Genomic DNA, 23,107 nt, shown 5'->3' on the forward strand with positions numbered 1-23,107 from the left:
CCGGCACCAATTTCCATGGCTCAAAGGATTTGCCCGCCGCCAGATCTTCAACCTGACTGGCCGCACGCTGACCGGCGCGCAGTGCGCCTTCCAGCGTGCCCGGGTCCAATTTGTTTCTTTTTTCGCCAGCTCACCCTACGCGTTGCAGCGGACGTTCCCACAGGCGCCAGAACTTGCTGATCTGGCCCGGGCCGTAAGCCAGGTACGCGCCGCCCATCGACGGGTCGGTGCTGTAGCGACGGATTTCATAACCGGTGAACGAGCCACGGGCCTGTGGATAAAACGCGTGCAAACGGATCAGCACTTGATCGACCATCTGCTTGTCGCCGAACGCCTGCATCACGCGGGCATTGTCGCCGGACAGGTTGATCACCACGTTGGCGCCGCCCTTCAGCGCAGGCTCGATCCAGAGCATGCCGAGACCGGTGTTGCTGTAGATCTCGCCGGACATGCGCGCCTTCGGTTCCCACACTGGCGTCTTGAACTTCAGCATGATCTGGTCGCGCCAGCCGTAGTTGGTGCCTTTGATCGCGGCCATGTGCTGGGCGTCCAGCGCCGGCGTCAGGGCAATCTTGTTCAGCGCACGCAGCGGCACGGCCAACACGACGTAGTCAGCCTGATAACCAACGCTGCCGACTTTGACGGTCACGCCGTCCTTGTCCTGAACGATCGCCGATACCGGCGAGTTGGTCTTGATGGTTTTGATCTGTTTGACGAACGCCTGCGCCAGCACCTGGCTGCCGCCGACCAGACGCGAAGCACGCAGGTCACGGTCGGAAACGCCGCGATAAACGCGGTTCTGCTGCGCGAAGTACAGCAGCGACAGACGCGAAGGTTCGTCGTAGTGAGTGCGGATGTCCTGGTTGATCAACTGCCGCGCAGTGGCCGGCAGGTTCTGCCGGTCGAGCCAGCTTGCCACGGTGATCTGGTCCAGCGCGTGCAGGGTGTTGGTCGCGGCCGGGTTCTGCGGATCATCGATCGAACGCGCCAGGTCATCGACGGTTTTCTCGTAACGCTTGATCGCTTCGGCGGTGGCCGGTTGCTTGGTTGCCAGATCAGCGGCGGAGAAATACTCGCCGTCGATCAGATAACTCGGCGTACGCACGAATTCCGGCGCGGGCGTGGTGCCCAGCTTGAACGTCGACACGTACTTGTTCAGCACCGGCTGCGTCTTGTCGTTGCCGATCCACTCGCTGGTGGCCATGCCCGAGCGCCCGCCCATGCTCGGTTTGGCTTCCAGCAGCGTGACCTGCCAGCCCTTGTTTTGCAGTTCGTAAGCAGCGGTCAGACCCGACAGGCCGCCGCCGATCACGATTGCAGTTTTATCCTTGGCCAGCGCCGTAACGCTGAACAGCCCCAACATCACCAGCGCACAGGCGCGCAGCCAACCGACAGACATTCAGCGAACTCCGGAAATACCACAGAAAAAAGCAGTTGTGCGGGTCAGACGACCCAAAGAACCGCGAAGAATACGTTAGCCATCAAAACGCCGCCAGCGACGTCTATCGGCTCATACAAAGTAGCTCAATCGACACAATGGGTTGTTCCCGCGCGACGCATTGCATAGGCTTGCGCGATTGTTTGCCCGCGCCTGACGCGAGCCGCCTCGAGGAGACTGTAAATGGGCCTGAATAACCAGTGGATGCAACGCGACCTCGCGGTGTTGTGGCATCCCTGCACCCAGATGAAAGACCACGAACAGCTGCCGCTGATCCCGATCAAGCGCGGTGAAGGCGTGTGGCTCGAAGACTTCGAAGGCAAGCGCTACCTCGATGCGGTCAGCTCGTGGTGGGTCAACGTATTCGGCCACGCCAACCCGCGGATCAACCAGCGCATCAAGGATCAGGTCGATCAACTGGAGCACGTGATTCTCGCCGGTTTCAGCCATCAACCGGTGATCGAGCTGTCCGAGCGTCTGGTAAAGATGACGCCGCAAGGCCTGAACCGGGTGTTCTACGCCGATAACGGTTCGTCCTGCATCGAAGTCGCGCTGAAAATGAGCTTCCACTACTGGCTCAATCGCGGCCATCCGAACAAAAAGCGCTTCGTCACCCTGACCAACAGCTACCACGGCGAAACCATGGCAGCGATGGCGGTCGGCGACGTGCCGCTGTTCACTGAGACATACAAAGCGCTATTGATGGACACCATCAAAGTGCCGAGCCCGGATTGCTACGGGCGCCCCGACGGCATGAGCTGGGAAGAACATTCGCGCAACATGTTCGCCGCCATGGAACAGACACTGGCAGAGAATCATGACAGCGTCGCGGCAGTGATCGTCGAGCCGCTGATTCAGGGCGCTGGCGGCATGCGCATGTATCACCCGGTGTATCTCAAGCTGCTGCGTGAGTCCTGCGATCGCTACGGCGTGCATTTGATTCTCGACGAAATCGCCGTTGGTTTCGGTCGCACCGGGACGATGTTTGCCTGTGAACAGGCCGGCATTCGCCCGGACTTCCTCTGCCTGTCGAAAGCGCTGACCGGCGGCTATCTGCCGCTGGCGGCGTGCCTGACCACCGATGAGGTCTACAGCGCGTTTTACGACGACTATCCAACCCTGCGTGCCTTCCTCCATTCGCACAGCTACACCGGCAACCCGCTGGCGTGCGCGGCGGCACTGGCGACGCTGGATATCTTCGAGCACGACAACGTCATCGAGAACAACAAGGCCCTCGCGCAGCGCATGGCCTCGGCCACGGCGCATCTGGTCGATCACCCGAACGTCTCCGAAGTGCGCCAGACCGGCATGGTGCTGGCCATCGAGATGGTCAAGGATAAGGCTACGAAAGAGGCCTACCCTTGGCAGGAGCGTCGTGGTTTGAAAGTGTTCCAGCATGCGCTGGAACGCGGCGCGTTGCTGCGACCGCTGGGCAGCGTGGTGTATTTCCTGCCGCCGTACGTGATCACCCCGGAGCAGATCGACTTCCTCGCCGAAGTCGCCAGCGAAGGCATCGACATTGCTACGCGTGACAGCGTCAGCGTCGCCGTGCCAAAAGACTTCCACCCCGGCTTCCGCGATCCGGGTTGATTGCCATCTAAAGGTTTGAAAAGAACCCTGTGGCGAGGGGATTTATCCCCGATGGGCGGCGAAGCCGCCCTAAAATCAGCAATCGCGGTGAACCAGAATGATCGCATTCTCTGATTTCACGACTGCTGCGCAGCCGATCGGGGATAAATCCCCTCGCCACAGAAGCTCTTCACTACAGTGACTACGCGCCAATTTTTTAGAGACCCGAAATGAGACTGTCCCGCTTCTTTATCGACGCCCCCCTGAGCACCGGCGAACACGAATTGCCGGAGGCCCAGGCGCATTACATCAGCCGCGTGCTGCGCATGGCCGAGGGCGATGCGGTGCAGATGTTCGACGGTTCCGGCCATGAGTTTCGCGGCGTCCTGCTGGACGTCGGCAAGAAACGCGTGACCGTGCAGATCAACGAGCAGTTCGCCGGTCAGGTTGAATCGCCGCTGCACATCCACCTCGGTCAGGGTCTGTCCCGTGGCGAGCGCATGGATTGGGCGATTCAGAAAGCCACCGAGCTGGGCGTGAATGAAATCACGCCGATCTTCAGCGACCGCTGCGAAGTCCGCCTCAAGGACGAACGCGCCGACAAACGCCTGCTGCACTGGCGTCAGGTGGCGATCAGTGCGTGTGAACAATGTGGTCGTTCGCGAGTGCCGGTGATTCATCCGCCGGTGTTGCTGGCGGACTGGATCAAGCAGACCGAAGCCGAGTTGAAACTGGTGCTGCACCCGGTGGCGGAGCCGTTGGTGAGTCATGCCAAACCGGCGACGCTGGCGTTTCTGATCGGGCCTGAGGGCGGGTTGACGGATGCTGAGGTTGAGCAGGCCAAGGGCAACGGTTTCCATGCGGCCCGGCTTGGGCCTCGGGTATTGCGCACCGAGACTGCGCCAGTGGTTGCACTGGCGGTGGCTCAGCAGTTATGGGGTGATTTTTAGGGCCTTAAAAGATCGCAGCCTTCGGCAGCTCGTACACAGTATTCCCCTGTAGGAGCTGCCGCAGGCTGCGATCTTTTGATTTTACTGAACCGGATCACTTACAGGCTTGGCAATAATCGCCTTCAACTCGCTGGTCATCGGAAACTCCAGGTTCAACCCCTTCGGCGGAATCGGCTGTTCAAACCAGCGCTGATAAATCCCGTTGATCTCCCCCGAACGATACAGATCCGCCAACGCGCCATTCACCAGCGCCAGAAACTGCGGATCATCCTTGCGCACCATGCAGCTGTAGATTTCCCGCGACTGCTCCTCCCCCACCACCACCCAGTTATGCGGATCGCGCGCCTTGGCCCGCTCGCCGTAGAGCAGCGCGTCGTCCATATAGAACGCCGCTGCACGTCCCGACTCGAGCATCTGGAACGCCTCGCCATGATCCTTGGCGCTGATCACTGACATATCGAGTTTGTGATCGTGGTTGTAGCTCTTCAGGTAGCGCTCGTTGGTCGTGCCCGCCGTGGTCACCACGTTCTTGCCGCGCAGGTCGTCGAAGCTTTTGATGCCGCTGTCCTTGGCCGTCAGCAACTGGCCTTTGACGTAAATGAACCCATAGGAAAACGACACCTGTTTCTGCCGCTCGGCGGTGACGCCGGTGGAGCCGCACTCAAGGTCGACCGTGCCGTTCTGCACCAGCGGAATCCGTGTCTGCGAAGTGACGAGGTTGTACTTCACTTTCAAATCCGGCCGCGCCAGTTGCTGCTGAATGCGCTCGACAATCCTGCCGGCCAGATCCACCGAATAACCCATCGGTTTGCCAGTGTTGTCGCCCACGTAAGAGAACGGCACCGAGGCATCGCGATAGCCCAGCGTGATGCTGTTGGCGCTGGCGATCTTGCCGAGCGTGCCGGTCAGCGGCGCCTCATTGGCGTGGGCCTGACTGCCGATCAGCAGTCCCAACGTACAGGCAAGCAACGTGATTTTTTGCATTGTTATTCTCCGTTGTCGGTGTGGTTGTTTGAACGGTAAAGCGTTGATCAATCAAGCCGCACGGGGATTGAAACCGTGCAGATCAATCGACGTGTGTTGTAGGCCGATCAGCTCGCGGAGCAACTGCCCGCTGCCGCACGCGAGGGTAAAACCGAGCGCACCGTGACCGAGATTCAGCCACAGATTGCGATAGGCCGTGGCGCCCAAAAGAGGCACACCGGTTGGAGTCGCCGGGCGCATACCAGCCCACTCGGTTGCGGCGTCGTAGTTTCCGGCCTCGGGAAAAGTGTCGCGGGCCTGACGTTTGATCAGCGCCAATCGCTGCGGATCGACCGCCGGATCGAAGCCGACAATATCCACCATCGCCGCCACGCGCAGCTGTTCGCCGATGCGCGCGTAGACGATCTTGCGGTCGTAGTCGGTGATGCTCACGTCCGGCGCGCGGTGCTCGCTGCCGATCGGCACGGTCAGGCTGTAGCCCTTCAACGGATACAGCGGCAAACGCAAACCGGGCAGCGCCAGCAATGAACTGCGATGGCCGGCGGCGATCACCAGTTGCTCGACGGGCAGCGTTTCACCGCCCAACTCGATAGCGGTGACCGCGCCGTTACTGTGCCGAATCGCGGTCACCGCTTGGCCGAGGCGAAACTCGCAACGCCCGGACGCCTTCAATCGCGCCGCCAGTTGCTGACAGAAACCGTGGCAATCGCCGACCTCTTCGTCCGGCGTATAGATCGCACCCACGAACGGCGCATCGGCCAGCGCCGGTTCCAGTTGCGCGCATTCGCTGGCGGACAACACCTGCTGTTGCTGCGGATCGGCCAGACCTTTGCGTGCATGCTCAAAACTGCCGGCATTGCGGAAGGTCACCAGTTTGCCGTTGCGCCGCCAGTGAAATCCGTCCAGCCCATCGTCCTCGCGCCAGCGCTTCAGCGTGCTCTGACTGAACAGCGCCAAACGCAGCAGATGCGCGGCATTTTCACGGTTGACCGAGGTGCGGCAGGCGGCGAGAAACGCCGCCATCCAGCGCCACTGCGCAGGATCCAGACGCGGACGCAGCTTGAGCGGTGAGTCGCCGCGCAGCATCCAGCCAATCGCCTGCACCGGCACCCCGGCATCGGCCAGCGGCGCGACGTAGCGATAGGACAACTGGCCGCCGTTGGCAAAACTGGTCTCGCTGCCGAGGGAATCCCGCGCCTCGATCACCGTCACCTCAAAACCGTCGCGCACCAGCGCATACGCCGTTGCCAGACCGATCACGCCACCGCCGATGATGCACACACGCTGAGCCATCGCTGCCTCTGAATTCTGCTAAATACGCATCCGAGGTTAGAGCCAGGTGACAGCCGCCGGACAATGAATAAAGATGCCTGAACCATAAACAAAGGTTATGGACTCGCCATGCGTCTACGTCACATCGAGATTTTCCAGGCCATTCGCCAGACCGGCTCGGTCAGCGGCGCCGCGCAGTTGCTGCACGTCTCGCAACCGGCGGTGAGCAAGGTGTTGCAGCACGCTGAACAGCAACTGGGGTTTCCGTTGTTCCTGCGCGTGCGTGGCAAGTTGCAGGCGACCCCGGAAGCGCTGGAGCTGGAGCGCGAAGTCGACAAGGTCACGGAAAGCCTGCAAGGCGTGCGGCGTCTGGCGCAGAGTCTGCGTCGCGAGCCGGGACACAGTTTGCGCATCGGCGCGACGCCGGCGCTGGCCTTGTCGCTGCTGCCGCCGGCGATTCATCAGTGGACAACGCGCTACCCGGACATCGCCTGCGAACTGTCCAGCGCACACAGCCGCGAGCTGATGCAGAATTTGTTGATGCGTGAAGTGGATGTCGCGCTGACGTTGCAGTTGCCCGATCACCCGGGATTGAAGGCGCAAGCGCTGGCGTCTGGGGTGTTGGTGGCATTGGCGCCGAAGGATTTCTGGCCGGTTGAAGAGGCAGGAAAACCGTTGCCGTTGATGGCGCTGGCGGGGGCGTCGTTGATTGGTTTGTCGAGTGCCGATCCGTTGGCGGCGCGGCTCGACAGTTACCTGGAAGCGGTCGAACCGCCGCCGTTGGTGCGGATTGCCGTGCAGACGTATTCACTGGCGCGGGCGATGGTGGAATCCGGTGCGGGGGTGGCGGTGATTGATCCGTTTACTGCGCTGGGCGCGTCATCGGCGACCACCACGATTCGCCCGTTGGCCCCGCCGTTGCCGATCACGCTATACGCCGTGACCCGCGCCAGCGAACCACCGCCGCATACCCTCAACGATCTGCTGAAAATCTTCAGCGATCGTGCGCAAAAGCAACTGGATGAACTCGTTCCCCTGTAGGAGTGAGCCTGCTCGCGATGGCGGTGGATCAGCCTAAAACTCTGTCGCCTGACCTGACGCTATCGCGAGCAGGCTCACTCCTACAGGGGGATGGTGGCGTGCCTAAAGGACATAAAACATAATCGCCACAAAGTGCAGCAGACTCCCGGCGATCACGAACAAATGCCAGATCCCGTGCGCATGCCGCAAGCGATGATCAAGGGCAAAAAAAATAATCCCCACCGTGTACAAAACCCCGCCCGACGCCAGCCAGGCAAACCCGGTCGTACCCAGCGCCGCAATCAAAGGCTTCACCGCTACCAACACAATCCAGCCCATCACCGCGTAAATCACGATCGACAGAATCCGCGCCTCCGAACGCGGTTTGATCTCTTGCAGAATGCCGATCAGCGCCAGCCCCCAGACAATCCCGAACAACGTCCAGCCCCACGGCCCGCGCAGGGTTACCAGGCAGAATGGCGTGTAACTGCCGGCGATCAACAGGTAGATCGAAAAGTGATCGACCTTCTTCATGATCGCTTTCTTGCGCCCGCGCACGCTGTGGTACACGGTCGAGGCGCTGTAGAGCACCAGCAAGGTGAACGCGTAAATCGCCACACTGACAATCTTCCACGGGCTGCCGTCGAGGCAGGCGATCACCAACATCCACACGCCACCCACAAATGCTGCCACCGCCCCGACCAGATGGGTCCAGGCGTTCAATCGTTCTCCGTGATACATGTATTGCTCACCTCACATTCATTACCGCAGCGCGCAAGGCTCGGGCCTTGAGCGTAAAAGCGCAATGTTTCTGTTCAAAGCCAAGATCAAAAGATCGCAGCCTTCGGCAGCTCCTACAGGTGATCGCATTCCAATGTAGGAGCTGCCGAAGGCTGCGATCTTTTGATCTTCCGTGCACAATCGGCCGATACCAAAAAGAGTCCGCGCCATGCTGATCGACGAAGAGTTGACCCTGAAAAAACTCGAGGTGTTCCTCGCTTTCATGCGCACCGGCAACCTCGCCCGTGCTGCGGCCGAGCTGCAGACCAGCAACGTCAGCGTGCACCGCGCCATTCATTCGCTGGAAAGTGCCTTGCGCTGCCCGTTGTTCAAACACGAAGGCCGCAACCTGACGCCGCTGGAAAGCGCTTACGTCCTCGAAGAACGCGCGCAGAAGTTAATCAACGACGTGGTAGAAAGCGTACGCCTGACCCGCGAAGCTGCCGGATTCTCCGCCGAACGTTTCAAACTCGGCTCCCTGTATTCGCTGACGGTAAAAACCGTGCCGCAACTGATCATGGGCCTGAAAATCCGCCGCAGCGAACTCAACATCGACCTGATCCTCGGCTCGAACATCGACCTGCTCTACAAGCTGAAAAACATGGAAGTCGACGCGATTCTGGTGTCGCTGGACGACAGCATCAACGACCCGGACTGCGAGCAGATTGCGCTGTTCTCCGACGACATCTTCCTCGCCACCCCGGCGGATTCAAAGTTTGCTCAGCGCAGTGAAGTCGATCTGGCGGAAGTGCGTGATGAAACGTTCATCACCCTGACCCAGGGCTTTGCCACGCATCAGGACGGCAACCGGGTTTTCAAGCAGGCGGGGTTCGAGCCGAAAGTGGCAATGCAGGTGAATGACATTTTCACGCTGTTAAGCATGGTCAGTTCGGGGGTGGGTTATGCGTTGCTGCCGGGGCGGATTGCAGCGGTGTATGAGAACCGGGTGAAGCTGATTCCGTTGCAGGCGAAGTACCGGTTGCAGCAGCACATCGGGGTGGTGTTTTTGAAGGCCAAGGAGCGCGATCCGAATTTGCTGGCGTTGTTGGCGGAGTGTCGGATGTATGCGAATCGGCAGATCACCCCATGATCGTTCCCATGCTCCGCGTGGGAATGCCTCAATGGACGCTCCGCGTCCGCTTTGGGACGCAGAGCGTCCCGGGCTGCATTCCCACGCAGAGCGTGGGAACGATCAGTTAGAGGCTCAGCCCACAATCCCGCGAACAATGAAGAACAACAGCGATGGCCCCAGCAAGCACCCCAGCCCGGTATGGAACGTCGCCGTCAACGCGCCATAAGGCACCAACCGCCGATCCGTCGCCGCCAGCCCAGCTGTAACGCCGCTGACAGTCCCGGCCAAGCCACCAAACACCATCGCCGAACGCGGGTTATCCAGCCCCATCCAGCGCGCCGCCACCGGCGTACCGACCATCACCAGAATCGCCTTGATCAACCCGGTCGCAATCGACAACGCCATCACATCCGACGTCGCACCAATCGCCGCACCCGTCACCGGCCCGACAATATAAGTCACCGCGCCCGCACCAATGGTGGTCATGCTCACCGCATCACGATATCCAAATACCCAAGCCATACACGCGCCAACAATGAACGGCAGAATCGTGCCCAGCAACAGCGCGACCACACCGATCAACCCGGCCTTTTTCGCCTCGGTCGCCTGCACTTCAAACGCCGTGGCCACAATCGCAAAGTCACGCAGCATTGCCCCGCCCATCAGGCCGATACCGGAGAACAACGTCAGGTCCGCCAGGCCTTTCTGCCCGCCAGTCATGGTGCCGCCGACCCACGCCAATACCAGGCCGATAACGATGGCAATCGCCGAGCCGTGAATGCGTCCGAACGTCAGGCGTTTGGAGAGCACCACCGACACCCACATGATCACGCCAACAAAAGCGAATGCAGTGACCAGACCGTTGTGTTCCAGACCTTTTTCGATGAGATCCCACATATCAGCGACCCCCTACTGGCGTGCCGACCGGGGAGATTTCCAGCGGTTCGTCAGGCAACGGTTCACCTTTGTGGGTGCGGCTGATCAAGGCAATCGTGCAGCCGCAGACCACCACCGAACCAATCGCGGCCAGCACCGCCACCGTGCCGCCATGCAGCGCGGTGACGACGTTCTGTTGCGCGGCCATCGCCACCACCACCGGAATGTACATGGCGCCCCAGAAGCCGACGCCCATCTCGCAATCCTTGGTCATGCCGCCGCGTTTCTGCATCCACAAGCGCGCGCAGATCAGCAGGATCATGGCGATGCCGACCCCGCCGACGTTGGATTTGACGCCCAACAACGCGCCGAGCATGTCACCCATGATCACCCCTGCCAGCGTACAGATCGCGAGCAGCGCCACACCGTAAATAATCATTGTTGTAGTCCTCAAAGTGCATCGTCGAATGTTGTTTTTGTTGTTCGAAGCTTGAGTCGCGGCGGTTTAGGGTTGGCGGCTACCCTCCTCACGCAGCAGCGCTTGCAGGGTGTCGAGGCGAGCGCTGTCGAAGGCCGTCACGGTGCCTTGTTCAAACACCCGGCGCGCCAGTCCGGTGAGTACCGCACCGGGTGGTAATTCGATCTGTAGCCGTACGCCTCGCTCGAAAGCGCTTTGCACGGTGCCGCGCCAATCCACCACGCGGCACATGTTGAAGGCGAGGTCGTCGCGCAGCGCTTCTACTTTGCTCACAGGACGTGCGCGGCTGCCGCTCAGGTAGGCGATCTGCGGTGTCTTCAACTCGACTTTGGCGAAGGCCTCAGCGAGGGTTTGCGCCGGTTTCTCCAGCAGCGGACAGTGCGACGGCACGCTCACCGCCAGACGTTTTGCCAGACCAGCGCCACTACTGCGCGCCAGTTCCGCGACCGCTTGCATCGCCTCGTCACTGCCAGCAATCACCACTTGGTTGTCGGCGTTGATGTTGGCCAGATACACCGGCGAATCCTCGCTGTGTACTTGCGCCAGCAGCGTTTCGACTGTGGATAATTGCAGGCCGATGATCGCGGTCATGCCGTAGCCCTGTGGATAAGCCTGTTGCATCAACTCACCGCGCAGGCTGACCAGATGCAACGCATCGCTGAAGCTCAATGCGCCCGCAACCACCGCTGCGGGATAAGCGCCGATGGACAGACCGCCGACGTAATCCGCCGTGAGTCCGTCCTGCAACAACTGCCGTGAAGCCGCGACACCAGCGATCAGCAGGCAGAGTTGAACCGCTCTTGTCGTGCGCAGCGCCTGAGCAGAATCGAGTAGCAAAACATCTTCACCAAGCACATCACTGGCCTCGACCAGCGTTTCCCGAGGCAAACGTTGAAGCATGCCCGCCTGCTGCGCGCCCTGGCCGGGGAATACCAACAAGCTGCTCACGCTGCCTGCTCCTGCGGGTTCCACGGATCAATCACCAGACAGGCCTGATGAGCGTTTTTCAGCAGCACGCGCGCCGAGCCGCCGGCCCACTCACGCAACGCCACAGCACCGAATGGCGTCTGCAATTGCATGTCGATCCGGCACGCGGCTTGATCGAAAAGCTCAACGAACTTGCGTGCCTGATTACGCGTGATCATCTGCGGTGTCCGCAGAATCAAATCGAGATCGCTGGCCGCGTGCATCGCGGTAAAACCACTGGCCAATTCAAACCCGACACTGCCGCTGACTCCCCAGACCCAACCGCAATCGTCGAGCATCGGCCGCAGTTGTTTGAGCGCCTGCATGACTGGCAGATCGCGCTCGCTGTCGACCTGACACAGCGCTTCGGGACTGACGCGACAGGCAATCGAATCGACCGCCATAAACGCCGCCAAGCGCTGCTCGCGCAACACACCGCGCACGCCGACCGCGATACAACCCTCATCGCTCAGCGCCCGCCGCACCACCACCGGTTGCCCGGCGGCCAGCGACTCGACGGCCCACAGCGGCACATCCGCCGGCAGCTGCGCTGGAGTCATACCCCAAAGCAGATCGTGGGCCAGAGGGCTGCTCACCACTGCGCCCTCAACAGTTCGCGCACACGGCTGGAGGCAGCACGATTTTTTGCGCCGAGACGATTGCTCAAGTCAACACCGGTGATATCACCGATGGCTTGTTTGAGGCACTCGTTGACCCTTGATAGATCCTCCGCCGTTGGCTGTTCAATCTGCTGCACCGACAAGGTTTCCCAGAGCAATCCGAGACTCGCGTAACTGTCGATGTCATAAGCCATCGGCGGCACACTGGCGGCCAGCGCTTCCAGTTCTTCAACACTGCGCAAGGTCACCCGCGCCGCCGACGCCTTGCCCATCGCATGCACCATCACGCCCGGATCACGCAGCGCAATCAAACGATTGGCCTGATAACCATGAGCCAGAAACGCCCCGGACATCGCCTTGCCCACCAACAACGCAATCACCGGATGCCCGGCCAGACGCGCACGGGCATAACTGTCCGCCGCACCGGCCAGCGCCTGATGAATGCCGAGCGCTTCTTCGCGGCGACCATAAGCCTGGCTCGGCACATCGACGATGGCGATGATCGGGCGCTTCTGCGCTTTATCGCGGTCAGCCGTGATCGCGTCATCCACAGCCTTGGCCAAACCCCAACCTTCGAGCAAGCCGACTTCGCCATTGCGAGCGCGAGAAAAACGATTGTCCGGGTCAGCGACCACAGCGATAAAACGCCCCAGTTCACCGTCAGCAACCCTCAACGATGGCGGCAGTCCTTCGACACTTCTAGCGCCCGCGCTCAAGGCGTTGAACCAGTTCAAACCGCGCAATGAATAGCCGCTCATGAGCGCTCTCCTTGATACAGATCGCGAACCACCGACGGTTCGATTTGCGGGTCAGTGTTCAGATTGCCGAGGCGTTGCAGAAACCACTCGGCGCGCTGGCTGCGTGGCTGTGCCGGCAAACCCTGCTGCAGTAATTCACCCACCTGCTGACGAATCTTCGCCACGTCATCGGCGACATAACGATCGACCAGACCACTGGCAAACCGCTGCTCGCCGCCAGTCAGGCTCCAGATGAACGGCCGGTCGCGGGAGTCGTATTCCTCAATCCCGGCTTCCTGTTCAATAACCTGCGGGCCGTTCAAACCGAGGCGCGCTTCCTGAGTCACCAGCAAATAGCTGCACAGCGCCGCCGCAATCGACATGCCGCCGAAACACCCAACGCTGCCGGCGACCACACCGACCACCGGTTGGTACTGCTGCAAATCGACAATCGCCGCATGAATATCGGCAATCGCCGCCAGCCCGAGATTGGCTTCCTGCAAGCGCACGCCACCGGTTTCCAGCAGCAACACCGCGCGGGTCGGAATGCCTTTGCGGTTGTCTTCAGCCGCCAGTTCCAGCGCGCCGGCAATCTTCGCCCCGCCGACTTCGCCAAGGCTGCCACCCTGAAACGCGCCTTCAATCGCGGCAATCACCACCGGCAACCCGTCGAGGCTGCCCTTGGCGATCACCACACCGTCATCGGCCTGCGGCACCACGCCCTGACGTTCAAGCCACGGCGACATCACCCGTTGAAACGGATCAAGCAATTCGCGAAAACTGCCGGCATCGAGCAAGGCTTTCGCCCGTTGCCGCGCGCCGAGTTCGACGAAGCTGTGTTTGTTGAGCAACGCGGCGCTGTCAGTCATGGCCGATCTCCTCGAAACCTTGTTCCAGTCGCAAACGCACCACCCCCGGCGTCGCGCCGAAGTCGTGGATATCGATGGCCATTGCTGGCGGCGTGGTGCCGTCGAACATCCGCGCAAACAGATGCTGCCAGCGCAGCTGTGCGCCGTTGACCGAGGTCTGCACATTGATCGTCAGCTTGCCGGCCAGGCCCGGTTCGATCAGCACTTCCAGATCACCGGAGCCGACACAACCGACCAGCGCGCGACCGCGTGGCGGCTGCCCGGCGGGGAATTCAAACGATAGGGTTTCCATCAAAACGCTCCCTGAAGGATGCCGTTGTGCTCGATACGGTCGAGCAGCAGCGTGGCGGCGAGCAAGTCGGCGGCGCCACCGGGCGAGGCATTCAATGCGATGAGTTGTTGATCCAGTTCGTGCAGCCGGCGGCGACCGCTGAGGCTGGCGCTGCCACCGGCGTCGAGCACCGCTTGCGCGCCGAGTTGCATGGCCTGCAAACCCTCTTCGCCGGCGCGGTAGAGCACGCAGGTGTCGGCCAGATTGGTCATGATTGCGAGCAAGGCGTCGAGCCGGGCGTTCTGTTCGCCGCTGGCGTTGGCGCGGCTGCGTTTGAGTTGTGGCAGACCGCGTTGCAACACCGAAGGGAAGCCGAGTTGTGCTTCTTCGCGAGCGCCGCGTGCGCCGTAACGCAGAGCGACTTGGGCGCCGTGGCTTAGGGGTTTGGGTGCGTGGCGATCGTCCAGCAAGGCCAGACGTGCGGCGCGTAGGGTCACGGCGTTAGCGCTGGATGATTGTGGTTTCAGCGCAGCGGCGGTCAGCAATAATCCCAAGGCCCAGATCGCCCCACGATGCGTGTTCACGCCGTTGGTGGTGGTGAGCATCGCTTGTTCGCCTTCGCGCCCGATACGGCCAATCGCTTCGCGCAACGTTGAATCGACTTCACCGATTGCAACCGCCGCTTCAGCCATTTCCTTGAACGCCGGCCACAACGACAGCGCCGAAGCGTGCATCAGACCCAAGTGCAGATCGGTGTGCGCGCCGTTGCCGCGACGGTCGACCAGTGCCGGTTTCGGCGACAGATCGGCTTCGTCGATCAACGCGTCCACCGCCAGATCGGCCAATCGATCAGCCAGGGACAGCGGTTTCGCTTGCAGGTTAAATGCGTGCATTACCAGCTCCTGAATTTCGCGGGCGGGTTGTACAAGCCGCCGGACCACTCGACCAGATCGGCCACGCTTTTCGCCGCGAGCAATTCGCGAGTGGCGTCGGTGCGGCGGATGCCGAGGTCTTCGGGCAAGGCGATAAGGCCTTCGCGGCGCATACGTTCGGTGTCTTTCGGGTTGTGGCGCAGGCCGATGGCGGTGACACCCGCGACGGCGGCGATCATTGCCTGGCGCTCTTCCAGCGAGCGCGCCTTGTACAGGTAGGCGATGCCTTCTTCGGTGAGCAGGTGGGTGACGTCGTCGCCGTAGATCATGATCGGTGCCAGCGGCATGCCGCTTTTCTTCGCCACTTCTACCGCGTCGAGGGTTTCAACGAAGGTCGGTTTGCCGCCCTCCTGGAAGGTCTCGACCATTTGCACCACGAGTTTTTTGCCGCGTTCGAGCATCGGTTGCTGCGAGTCGTCGTGGCGCATGTCCAGCCACGCCGGGGTGCCGTGACGCCGACCGCGCGGGTCGTGGCCCATGTTCGGCGCACCACCGAAACCGGCGAGGCGGCCTCGGGTGACGGTCGAGGAATGGCCATCGCCATCGACCTGCAACGTCGCGCCGATAAACAGATCCACCGCGTATTGCCCGGCGAGTTGGCAGAACATCCGGTTGGAACGCAGCGAGCCGTCGCGACCGGTGAAGAACACGTCGGGGCGCGCGGCGATGTAGTTTTCCATGCCCAGTTCGGTGCCGAAGCAATGCACGCTTTCGACCCAGCCGCTCTCGATCGCCGGGATCAGCGTCGGATGCGGATTGAGCGTCCAGTTGCGGCAGATCTTGCCTTTGAGGCCGAGGGATTCGCCGTAGGTTGGCAGGATCAGCTCGATGGCAGCGGTGTTGAAACCGATGCCGTGGTTGAGCGACTGCACGTTGTGTTTTTCGTAGATCCCGCGAATCGCCATCATCGCCATCAACACGTGCACAGGCTTGATGTGCCGTGGGTCGCGGGTGAACAGCGGTTCGATGTAGAACGGCTTGTCGGCCACCACGACGAAATCGACCCATGACGCAGGAATATCTACGCGAGGCAGTTCGCTGACGTCGTCGACCAATTGGTTGACCTGAACGATGACAATGCCGTCGCTGAACGCCGCCGGTTCGATCAGTGCCGGGGTGTCTTCGGTGCTCGGGCCGGTGTAGATGTTGCCGGCGCGGTCGGCCATGAACCCGGCGGAGAGCACGACGTTGGGGATCAGGTCCACCACCAGCCGGGCGTAGAGTTCGATGTAAGTGTGGATCGCGCCGACTTCCAGCAGGCCGTCTTCCAGCAACTGGCTGATGCGCAGGCTCTGGGTGCCGGCGAAGGAGAAATCAAGCTTGCGGGCGATGCCGCGTTCGAACAGATCCAGATGCTCAGAGCGGCCGACACTGGGCATGATCATGTGCAGGTCGTGGAGCTTTTCCGGGTTGGCCTTGGCCAGCGAACGGGAGAGGAAATCCGCCTGCTTCTGGTTGTTGCCCTCCAGCACCACACGGTCGCCGGGATGGATCAGCGCTTCAAGCGCGGCGACGATCTTGTCGGTGGGCAACACCACACCGTCGGCCAGCCCGAGCACCTTGTCGAGGCGGCGCTGCTTCTCATCGCGCCGCCGCGTCCAGCGCGAGTCGGGGGAAATTGTTGTTGTCATGCTCACTCCACGGGGTTCGCTGTCGTGGAGCTAAGGTAGGCGTGTGGGGTGGGGGCATCAATCAAGCACGGTGGTGAATCATTACGCTCAGAGTAATGGTTGAGAAACGCCCTGTAGGAGCTGTCGAGTGAAACGAGGCTGCAATCTTTTGATCTTCAACATCAAAAATCGCAGCGTGCCGCAGCTCCTACAGGGGAACGTATTCCCAAGCCAGAAATTCATTCGGTTTGCCGAATCCATGCGGGAGAGGGCTGGGGTGAGGGTCAGGCCGTTAAACCAGATCTGCCTCAACCAACAGTCGCTCCAGCCCCAACAAATCCGGCACCTTAGCCACCTGCTCCCCGACCTGCACCGCCGCCTGCTCCAGCGCACACAACGGCACGTCGACATAACTCAACTGGCTATCAAGTTTGTACGACCGCGGAATCCCCTGCACCAGCAACGCAATGAACTTCAACTCCGGCAACCCGCCCAGCGCATTCAAAATCACGATCCGCGCGCGCTCGCCAATCACAATTTTCTGCCCACACGCCGATTCAAAACTCAGCAACGGAATCCGCCGCTCACGCCACGTCACCCTGCCCAGATACCACGGCGGCGTGTCCAGATCGAAGGCACTGGCCTGATAGTCGATCAGCTCAGCGACAGCGACGTTGGGCAGGATCAAATTGCGATCCGCCAACGGCAACAGCAGCCCGGTCAGTTGGCTGCTGCGCTGATTGTGCCGGCGCTCATGCATGTTTCTTGCTCCATTGGGCAATGCTTTCGAGCAGCACCGATTCCTGGTACGGCTTGCCGAGGTAGTCGTTGACGCCAATCGCCATCGCACGATCCCGGTGTTTCTGCCCGGTGCGCGAGGTGATCATGATGATCGGCAGGTGTTGCAGGCGCTCGTCGTTGCGCACCTGGGTGGCAACTTCGAAGCCGTCCATGCGCGGCATTTCGATGTCGAGCAGCATCAGGTCGGGCATGTGTTCTTCGAGCAGCAGCATCGCATCGACACCGTCCTTGGCGGTCAGCACGTTCATGCCGTGGCGTTCGAGCAAGCGGCTGGTGACCTTGCGCACGGTGACCGAGTCGTCGACCACCATCACCAGCAGCGGTTTCTGGGGTTCGCTGTCGATCTCCGGCAGCGTCGGCGTCTGCGCTATCCGTGCCTGCATCGCCCGGATCGGTGCGAGCAGATCGAGAATCAGCACCACCCGGCCATCGCCAAGAATCGTCGCCCCGGATACGCCCTGCAGCGCCGAGAATTGTGCGCCGAGACTCTTCACGACGATTTCGCGGGTACCCGCCATCACGTCGACTTGCACCGCGATATGCCGGTCGTTGTAGTGCACCAGCAGCACCGGCAATGGCAGGTTCTGCCCGAGCAGTTTCGGCCGTGGCGCAGTTTTCAGCAGTTCGCCGAGGTAGCACAGTTCATAGGTCTGGCCGCCGTATTGATAGCGCGGCGGATCCTGACGGAAGTGCCCTTCGAGATCATTCGGCAACACGCGAACAATGCCTTCGATGGTGTTCAGCGGAATCGCGTATTGATCCTCGCCACACTGCACCATCAACGCGCGGTTGACCGACACGGTGAACGGCAGACGAATGCGGAAATGCACGCCCTGCCCCGGCACCGAGTCGATGCTCATGGTGCCGCCGAGTTGCCGCACCTCTTCGTGCACCACGTCCATGCCGACACCACGCCCGGAAATCTGCGTAATTTTTTCCGCTGTGGAAAAGCCCGGCTGAAGGATGAACTGCAACACGTCGCGGTCGCTGATCTCGGCATTCGGGGCGAGCAAACCACGCTTGATCGCCTTGTTGCGCACCGCTTCCAGTGGCACCCCGGCGCCGTCATCGCGGATGTCGAAAACGATGTCGCCGCCCTCACGAGACAGGTCGAGGCTGATCTGCCCTTGCGCCGGTTTACCCGCTGCCAGCCGCACTTCGGCGGACTCCAGACCATGATCGACGGCGTTGCGCAGCATGTGTTCCAACGGCGCCGCCATGCGTTCGAGCACGTTGCGATCCATCTCGCCTTCAGCGTTGCCGACGACAAACGCGACGTCTTTGTTCAGCTCTTCGGCGACCTGACGGACGATGCGTTTCAGGCGCGGCAACATGCGCTCGAACGGCACCATGCGCGTGCGCATCAGGCCTTCCTGCAACTCGGTGTTGATACGGCCCTGTTGCTGCAACAGGTTCTCCGCGTCGTGGTTGCGGCGGTCGAGGGTTTCTTTCAGATCGAGCAAGTCAGAGGCGGATTCGAACAGCGCTCGCGACAGTTGCTGCAACTGCGAATGGCGATCCATTTCCAGCGGATCGAATTCTTCGTAACCGAGGCGTTCGGCATCTGCTTGCTGGCGACTGAGAATCCGTCCCTGGGTTTCGGTGTCGAGACGGCGCAACTGATCGCGCATCCGTTCGATGGTGGTTTCCATCTCGTTCAGGGCAATCTGTGCGTCGTTGACCTGCTGCTCGATACGGCCCCGGAAGATCGAGGTTTCCCCGGCCAGGTTGACCAGCTCATCGAGCAGTTCGGCGGAAACCTTGACCATGTCCGCGCCAACATCGGCCGCCGGCGGTGCGGCCTCGGTTTTAGCCGCAACCGGCAGCAGCACCGGCGGCGTTTCAATGGTCGCCGGATGACTGAAATTCTGGATCGCATTGATCAGCCGATCGGCCGGCGGGCACGGTTGCCCCGCACGCACCGCATCGAGCATCTGCGCCAGTCGGTCATGCCCGCGCTGCACCAGCGCAAACAGTTCGGTCGAGGCTTGCAGCGAACCGGCGGACAGACTTTCGTAAAGGTATTCCAGCTCATGGGCGAGGTCGCCGATCGGGCCGATCTCGACCATCCGCGCGCCACCCTTGAGGGTGTGCAGATCGCGCAGCAGGGTTTCGATTTCCTGTCGATTACCCGGCTCGGCCTGCCAGCGCAGCAGCGCGGCGCCGGAGTTTTCGATGATGTCGAAACCTTCTTCGAGGAAGATCTCCAGCAGCTCCGGATCGTGACTGGCGCTGTCATGATCGGCGGTGGCTGGCGGCGTTTCGGCGATGCCTGGCCCCTGCCGCACTTGGCGGATCGCTTCAATCAGATCGTGCGCCGGCGTCAGTGGCTGATGGTTTTGCAACTGATCAAGCAACAGCGCCAAGCGGTCGTGACTCTTGAGCAGCAAGCGGCCCAGGGTTTCGCTGTAGTTGTAGCGACGATCGACCAGGCCTTCGTAGAGGCTTTCCAGCTCCTGAGCGAGATCGCCGATGGCCTCGACTTCAGCCATGCGCGCGCCGCCCTTGAGCGTGTGCAAATCGCGCTGCAAGGATGACAACGGCGCGCTGTTGTCCGGGTCACTCAGCCAGCGCTGCAAGGCTTGGCCGGCGCTGTCGAGAATATCCACGGCCTCTTCGAGGAAGATCTCGACGATCTCGTCGTCCGCTTCAAGAGCGCTGGCCGTTTGTTGCAGTTCGGCGGTGGCGCTGCCCAGTTCGCGGATGCTCAGGGTGCGGCTGCCGTCGCTGCGAATCAGGCCCATCGACGACGGGTCGAGGCTTTCATCGAGCAGATCATGCAGGGCGCGAATCCGCTCAGGCTGCGGGGTGACTTCCTGGCCGGCAGCCAGTTCGTCGAGCATGTTGATCAGCGCTTCGTGGGCATTTTGCGCTTCGTGAAAAAACCGCTCGCTGACCGCCAGACTGCTTTCTTCGACGGCGCCGTAAAGATCGAGCAAGGCCTCGCACAACACATCGACCGGCAGCAGATCGGCGAGGTGCGCGCCCTCGCCCAGCGTGGTCAATTCATCCAGCAGTGCGCTGAGTTCCTGACGCTCGCCGGGGTGCTGCTGCCAGCGCTGCAACAGGCTTTCGGCGTCGAGGAGGATGTCCATGCCTTGGGCGAGAAAGTTGTTGATCAGTTGCGGGTCGCGCTTGATCCGCAGGCCGGTGTTCGGCGCATCGAGGATCGACGCCAGCCGCTCGGCCAGCAGTTCATCGGTGCGCTTGATCAGCGACTGCGCGCCGACAATCGGCGCCAGCGGATCGTGTTTGAGCTGACGCAAACCGACGCGAAACAAGCCCTCGGCTTCAAGGAGCAATTCCACTTCGTCGAGATCCAGCGGCAACTGGTGCGCCTTGAATTCGCGGGCCAGTTGATCGAGCGGCGCGGCCAGTTCGGCAATCGGCAACACGCCGGCCATCGACGCGCTGCCCTTGAGCGTGTGCAAGGCGCGCTGCAATTCGTCGCTGGCTTGCAACGGCACATGCTCGGCGGCTTGATCGAGGAAACGGTTGAGGCTGGCGAGGTGGGTTTCCGCTTCGTTGCGGAAGATCTCCAGCAACAGTGGATCAAGCGCCGCGACATCGTCGACGTCTTCAGCGGCCATCGGCTCGTCACCCTTGGCCAAGGCGTGCGCGCGGGCGGCGAGTTGATCGACATCGCTGCGCTGACGCTGGCGGTTGATGGCAAATTCGCTGATCAGTTCCGGCAGTAACAGCACCGTGTCGGTCAGCAGTTGCTGGACGACCGAGCCGGGTTCGACACTTTGTTCGAGCACGCGATTGAGCAGGTTTTCCACCGACCAGGCCAGTTCACCGAGGATCAGCGCGCGCACCATGCGCCCGCTGCCCTTCAAGGTGTGGAAGGCGCGGCGCAGTTCAGTCAGCGCATCGCGATCCTGCGGATTGGCAGCCCAGCGCGGCAGGTATTCGTGGAGGACTTCGAGGACTTCATCGGTCTCTTCGAGGAACACCTCGCGCAGCTCATCGTCGACCGGCTCTTCATCGGCCGGCGGCGGCATCAGACTGCCGGGGGTGATCAGCGCCGGCGGGTTGAGCGCTGACACCGGGCTGGCCAACACGTCGGCCAGCGACTGCACGATGTCCGGATCGTCGAGCGCCTGCATGTCCTGCATCACCAACGCTTCGCTAGGGCTGAGCACATCCTCGAGCACGGGAACATGCGGCTCATTTGGAAAGAACCCCAGACTGGCGAGGGATTTATGCGCGACATCCAGCAGGTGTTCGCCCGGTGCCTGCGGGTCGTCGCTCAAGCGTTCAAGGTAATACTCAAGGCTGCTGATGACATCGGCCAGATGATCCAGTTGTTCCCAACCCGGTTCGTGCGGATCGAGCAACAAATGTTCGCGGATAAAACCGTTGCAGGCCTCGACCAGACTCGCCGCGCGGTTCAGCGGAATCATCGCCAGTGCACCACGCACTTGAGTCAGCAGCGCCGGCAACGGTTGCAGGTGTTGGCGATCCCAATCGGCGTCGATGTAGTCGACGATCATGTCCTTGGCCTGTTGCAGGCAGATGCGCGCTTCCTTGATGACGATCTGATGAATCTGCGTCAGGTCGGTGGTCGGCAGGCGCGCGTCTTCCGGGCTTTCCGGCTCGACGGTGCCGACCATCCCGGCCAGCGTCGCCTCGACGTAGAGCAGTGCGCCGGCGACGTCCATCAGGATTGCGTCGTTCGGTTCGCGCTGGCCCTGGGCAAGGCTCAGCACCACCGCCAATTGATCGATGATGACTTTGCGCGGCTGACCGAATCCGAGCACGGCGAGGGTGTCGGCGATTTGTCGCAGCGGCGCGAGCAGGCTTTCCAGATCCGAAGTGTGCTGGCGGTCGCTGCGCACGAACAGGTCGAGGCGTTCCTTGACCCGCACCAGCTCTTCGCACAATGCCGCCAACACCGAGCGCATTGCGTCGCGGTCGGGGCCAGCGAGGCGTGCGCGTTCTTCATCGACCATCGCACTGTCGGGCAGCGCGTCGTCCAGGGAGTAGCGATCTTTCATGGTCAGCATCTGCCCGGTGGGATGTTCGGCTTTGGCAATATAGAACAACAGGCTTTTCAGCAGCTCCGGCGGTGGCGGCTGGTTGAGGCCGGCCATGCCTTGATCGAGCAGACGCTTTAGCTCTTTGTCGGCGTCCTTGAACAGGCTGCGCAGCGCCGGGCTGTTGGCGATCACGCCTTCGCGCATGCCTTCGACCAGCGCCGAGGCGACTTGCCACAATGGACTCAGCGGTGTGTCGCCGCTTAACGCTTCGAGGCGAGTAAAGACTTTCGCCAGATAACCGAGGTGGGTCTGGTCGTCCTGTTCACGCAGCAAGCCGACCAAGGCCATTTGCAGTGTCTGCCGGAGTTTGCGCAGCACGTTCGGCAACTCTGGCGGTTCCAGCAGCGCCAAGGCCTCTGCGCTCAGCGGCGGCAGCTCGGGCAATTGCGGGCTGAACAGGCTGGTTTCTGACAATAGGCTTTCGCCCCGGGCGCTGCGCAGATCGTTGATCAGCGGCAGCACCACCAGCGGTAAATCACGCCGGGCGCTTTGCACGCGGTCGAGGTAGATCGGCAATTGTCCGAGCGCTTGCAGCAACAAATGCAGCGCTTCGTCGCGATGGCTGACGCGCTCTTGCTGCAGGGCTTCGACCAGATGTTCCATCTCTTCGGCGAGCAAGGCTGCGCCGTAGAACTCGACCATCTGCAGGCTGCCGTGCACCTGATGGATGTAATCCAGACATTCGTCCAGACCGGGAAACGCCTGTGGATCATCGAGCACGGCTTCAATCGCCTGATGCGCCTGTTTCAGCGTTTCGGCAATTTCGCCTTTGACCCATTCGAGGGCCACATAGTCGTGCCGATCACCCATAACCACTCCA

At 61.4% G+C, this 23,107-nt stretch carries 18 protein-coding genes and 1 pseudogene; 4 read left to right on the forward strand and 15 right to left on the reverse strand.

From position 1 onward, the window contains the following. Positions 1-1,399, reverse strand: a pseudogene (locus tag AD669_RS25370) (flavin monoamine oxidase family protein); the annotation flags it as partial. 222 nt (positions 1,400-1,621) lie between these two features. On the opposite strand from AD669_RS25370, the gene AD669_RS25375 reads away from it, so the two are divergent. Together AD669_RS25375 and AD669_RS25380 are read left to right on the forward strand one after the other, a co-directional pair. After that, positions 1,622-3,028: an adenosylmethionine--8-amino-7-oxononanoate transaminase gene (locus AD669_RS25375; RefSeq protein WP_053124664.1), complete on the forward strand. Its 1,407-nt coding sequence runs from the start codon at positions 1,622-1,624 to the stop codon at positions 3,026-3,028. A gap of 209 nt (positions 3,029-3,237) precedes the next feature. Further along, complete coding sequence (locus AD669_RS25380; RefSeq protein ID WP_053124665.1) at positions 3,238-3,957, forward strand: 16S rRNA (uracil(1498)-N(3))-methyltransferase; 720 nt, start codon at positions 3,238-3,240, stop codon at positions 3,955-3,957. 81 nt (positions 3,958-4,038) lie between these two features. Here the strand turns inward: AD669_RS25380 and AD669_RS25385 are convergent, their stop codons facing one another. Both AD669_RS25385 and AD669_RS25390 read right to left on the reverse strand, forming a co-directional pair. Beyond that, positions 4,039-4,941 (reverse strand): transporter substrate-binding domain-containing protein, encoded by a 903-nt coding sequence (locus tag AD669_RS25385; protein ID WP_053124667.1) that lies wholly within the window; start codon positions 4,939-4,941, stop codon positions 4,039-4,041. A gap of 51 nt (positions 4,942-4,992) precedes the next feature. After that, positions 4,993-6,234, reverse strand: coding sequence for a D-amino acid dehydrogenase (locus tag AD669_RS25390; RefSeq protein WP_053124669.1), 1,242 nt, complete (start codon positions 6,232-6,234; stop codon positions 4,993-4,995). Between the two features lie 108 nt (positions 6,235-6,342). Here AD669_RS25390 and AD669_RS25395 point away from each other — a divergent pair, with 108 nt between their 5' ends. Beyond that, a complete protein-coding gene (locus AD669_RS25395) occupies positions 6,343-7,254 on the forward strand; it encodes a LysR family transcriptional regulator (protein ID WP_053124671.1) in 912 nt (303 codons plus the stop codon). Positions 7,255-7,356: 102 nt separating this feature from the next. On the opposite strand, the gene AD669_RS25400 is transcribed toward AD669_RS25395, so the two are convergent. Continuing rightward, a complete protein-coding gene (locus AD669_RS25400; protein WP_053124673.1) occupies positions 7,357-7,974 on the reverse strand; it encodes a hemolysin III family protein in 618 nt (205 codons plus the stop codon). A 208-nt stretch (positions 7,975-8,182) separates the two neighbouring features. On the opposite strand from AD669_RS25400, the gene AD669_RS25405 reads away from it, so the two are divergent. After that, positions 8,183-9,103 (forward strand): LysR substrate-binding domain-containing protein, encoded by a 921-nt coding sequence (locus AD669_RS25405; protein WP_053124675.1) that lies wholly within the window; start codon positions 8,183-8,185, stop codon positions 9,101-9,103. 114 nt (positions 9,104-9,217) lie between these two features. Here AD669_RS25405 and madM read toward each other — a convergent pair whose 3' ends face one another. The 11 genes from madM to AD669_RS25460 form a co-directional block, all read right to left on the reverse strand. Next, positions 9,218-9,982 carry a malonate transporter subunit MadM gene (madM, locus tag AD669_RS25410; protein WP_053124677.1) on the reverse strand — a complete coding sequence of 255 codons (765 nt, stop codon included), beginning with the start codon at positions 9,980-9,982 and terminating at the stop codon, positions 9,218-9,220. A gap of 1 nt (position 9,983) precedes the next feature. Then, entirely contained in the window at positions 9,984-10,400 is a 417-nt protein-coding gene (gene madL / locus AD669_RS25415; RefSeq protein ID WP_053124679.1) for a malonate transporter subunit MadL, read from the reverse strand. 66 nt (positions 10,401-10,466) lie between these two features. Further along, the gene (mdcH, locus tag AD669_RS25420) at positions 10,467-11,387 is read right to left on the reverse strand and encodes a malonate decarboxylase subunit epsilon (RefSeq protein WP_053124681.1); all 921 of its coding nucleotides are present in this window, start codon (positions 11,385-11,387) and stop codon (positions 10,467-10,469) included. Further along, complete coding sequence (locus AD669_RS25425; protein ID WP_053124683.1) at positions 11,384-12,004, reverse strand: malonate decarboxylase holo-ACP synthase; 621 nt, start codon at positions 12,002-12,004, stop codon at positions 11,384-11,386. Before AD669_RS25425 ends, mdcH begins: the two co-directional genes overlap by 4 nt. After that, a complete protein-coding gene (gene mdcE / locus AD669_RS25430) occupies positions 11,998-12,783 on the reverse strand; it encodes a biotin-independent malonate decarboxylase subunit gamma (protein ID WP_053124685.1) in 786 nt (261 codons plus the stop codon). The genes AD669_RS25425 and mdcE overlap by 7 nt, the downstream gene beginning before the upstream one ends. Then, entirely contained in the window at positions 12,780-13,631 is an 852-nt protein-coding gene (locus AD669_RS25435) for a biotin-independent malonate decarboxylase subunit beta (protein WP_053124687.1), read from the reverse strand. The genes mdcE and AD669_RS25435 overlap by 4 nt, the downstream gene beginning before the upstream one ends. Then, the gene (locus AD669_RS25440) at positions 13,624-13,923 is read right to left on the reverse strand and encodes a malonate decarboxylase subunit delta (protein ID WP_007913697.1); all 300 of its coding nucleotides are present in this window, start codon (positions 13,921-13,923) and stop codon (positions 13,624-13,626) included. The genes AD669_RS25435 and AD669_RS25440 overlap by 8 nt, the downstream gene beginning before the upstream one ends. Beyond that, positions 13,923-14,795 carry a triphosphoribosyl-dephospho-CoA synthase gene (locus AD669_RS25445; RefSeq protein ID WP_053124689.1) on the reverse strand — a complete coding sequence of 291 codons (873 nt, stop codon included), beginning with the start codon at positions 14,793-14,795 and terminating at the stop codon, positions 13,923-13,925. The genes AD669_RS25440 and AD669_RS25445 overlap by 1 nt, the downstream gene beginning before the upstream one ends. After that, the gene (gene mdcA / locus AD669_RS25450) at positions 14,795-16,465 is read right to left on the reverse strand and encodes a malonate decarboxylase subunit alpha (RefSeq protein WP_053124691.1); all 1,671 of its coding nucleotides are present in this window, start codon (positions 16,463-16,465) and stop codon (positions 14,795-14,797) included. The genes AD669_RS25445 and mdcA overlap by 1 nt, the downstream gene beginning before the upstream one ends. A 271-nt stretch (positions 16,466-16,736) precedes the next feature. Beyond that, positions 16,737-17,204 (reverse strand): chemotaxis protein CheW, encoded by a 468-nt coding sequence (locus tag AD669_RS25455; protein ID WP_053124693.1) that lies wholly within the window; start codon positions 17,202-17,204, stop codon positions 16,737-16,739. Continuing rightward, positions 17,197-23,097, reverse strand: a complete 5,901-nt coding sequence (locus AD669_RS25460; protein WP_053124696.1) for an Hpt domain-containing protein — start codon at positions 23,095-23,097, stop codon at positions 17,197-17,199. The genes AD669_RS25455 and AD669_RS25460 overlap by 8 nt, the downstream gene beginning before the upstream one ends. Positions 23,098-23,107 lie beyond the last annotated feature (10 nt).

It is taken from the genome of Pseudomonas sp. P1.31 (assembly GCF_001269815.1).
GTDB classification, from domain to species: domain Bacteria; phylum Pseudomonadota; class Gammaproteobacteria; order Pseudomonadales; family Pseudomonadaceae; genus Aquipseudomonas; species Aquipseudomonas rustica.

Coding starts and splice junctions, on each gene's coding strand:
- AD669_RS25405 (WP_053124675.1), top strand. CDS start 8,183: ATGCTGATCGACGAAGAGTTGACCCTGAAAAAACTCGAGGTGTTCCTC.
- mdcA (WP_053124691.1), bottom strand. CDS start 16,465: ATGACAACAACAATTTCCCCCGACTCGCGCTGGACGCGGCGGCGCGAT.
- AD669_RS25385 (WP_053124667.1), bottom strand. CDS start 4,941: ATGCAAAAAATCACGTTGCTTGCCTGTACGTTGGGACTGCTGATCGGC.
- AD669_RS25455 (WP_053124693.1), bottom strand. CDS start 17,204: ATGCATGAGCGCCGGCACAATCAGCGCAGCAGCCAACTGACCGGGCTG.
- mdcE (WP_053124685.1), bottom strand. CDS start 12,783: ATGAGCGGCTATTCATTGCGCGGTTTGAACTGGTTCAACGCCTTGAGC.
- AD669_RS25375 (WP_053124664.1), top strand. CDS start 1,622: ATGGGCCTGAATAACCAGTGGATGCAACGCGACCTCGCGGTGTTGTGG.
- madL (WP_053124679.1), bottom strand. CDS start 10,400: ATGATTATTTACGGTGTGGCGCTGCTCGCGATCTGTACGCTGGCAGGG.
- AD669_RS25435 (WP_053124687.1), bottom strand. CDS start 13,631: ATGACTGACAGCGCCGCGTTGCTCAACAAACACAGCTTCGTCGAACTC.
- AD669_RS25445 (WP_053124689.1), bottom strand. CDS start 14,795: ATGCACGCATTTAACCTGCAAGCGAAACCGCTGTCCCTGGCTGATCGA.
- AD669_RS25400 (WP_053124673.1), bottom strand. CDS start 7,974: ATGTATCACGGAGAACGATTGAACGCCTGGACCCATCTGGTCGGGGCG.
- AD669_RS25380 (WP_053124665.1), top strand. CDS start 3,238: ATGAGACTGTCCCGCTTCTTTATCGACGCCCCCCTGAGCACCGGCGAA.
- madM (WP_053124677.1), bottom strand. CDS start 9,982: ATGTGGGATCTCATCGAAAAAGGTCTGGAACACAACGGTCTGGTCACT.
- AD669_RS25395 (WP_053124671.1), top strand. CDS start 6,343: ATGCGTCTACGTCACATCGAGATTTTCCAGGCCATTCGCCAGACCGGC.
- AD669_RS25440 (WP_007913697.1), bottom strand. CDS start 13,923: ATGGAAACCCTATCGTTTGAATTCCCCGCCGGGCAGCCGCCACGCGGT.
- AD669_RS25390 (WP_053124669.1), bottom strand. CDS start 6,234: ATGGCTCAGCGTGTGTGCATCATCGGCGGTGGCGTGATCGGTCTGGCA.
- AD669_RS25460 (WP_053124696.1), bottom strand. CDS start 23,097: ATGGGTGATCGGCACGACTATGTGGCCCTCGAATGGGTCAAAGGCGAA.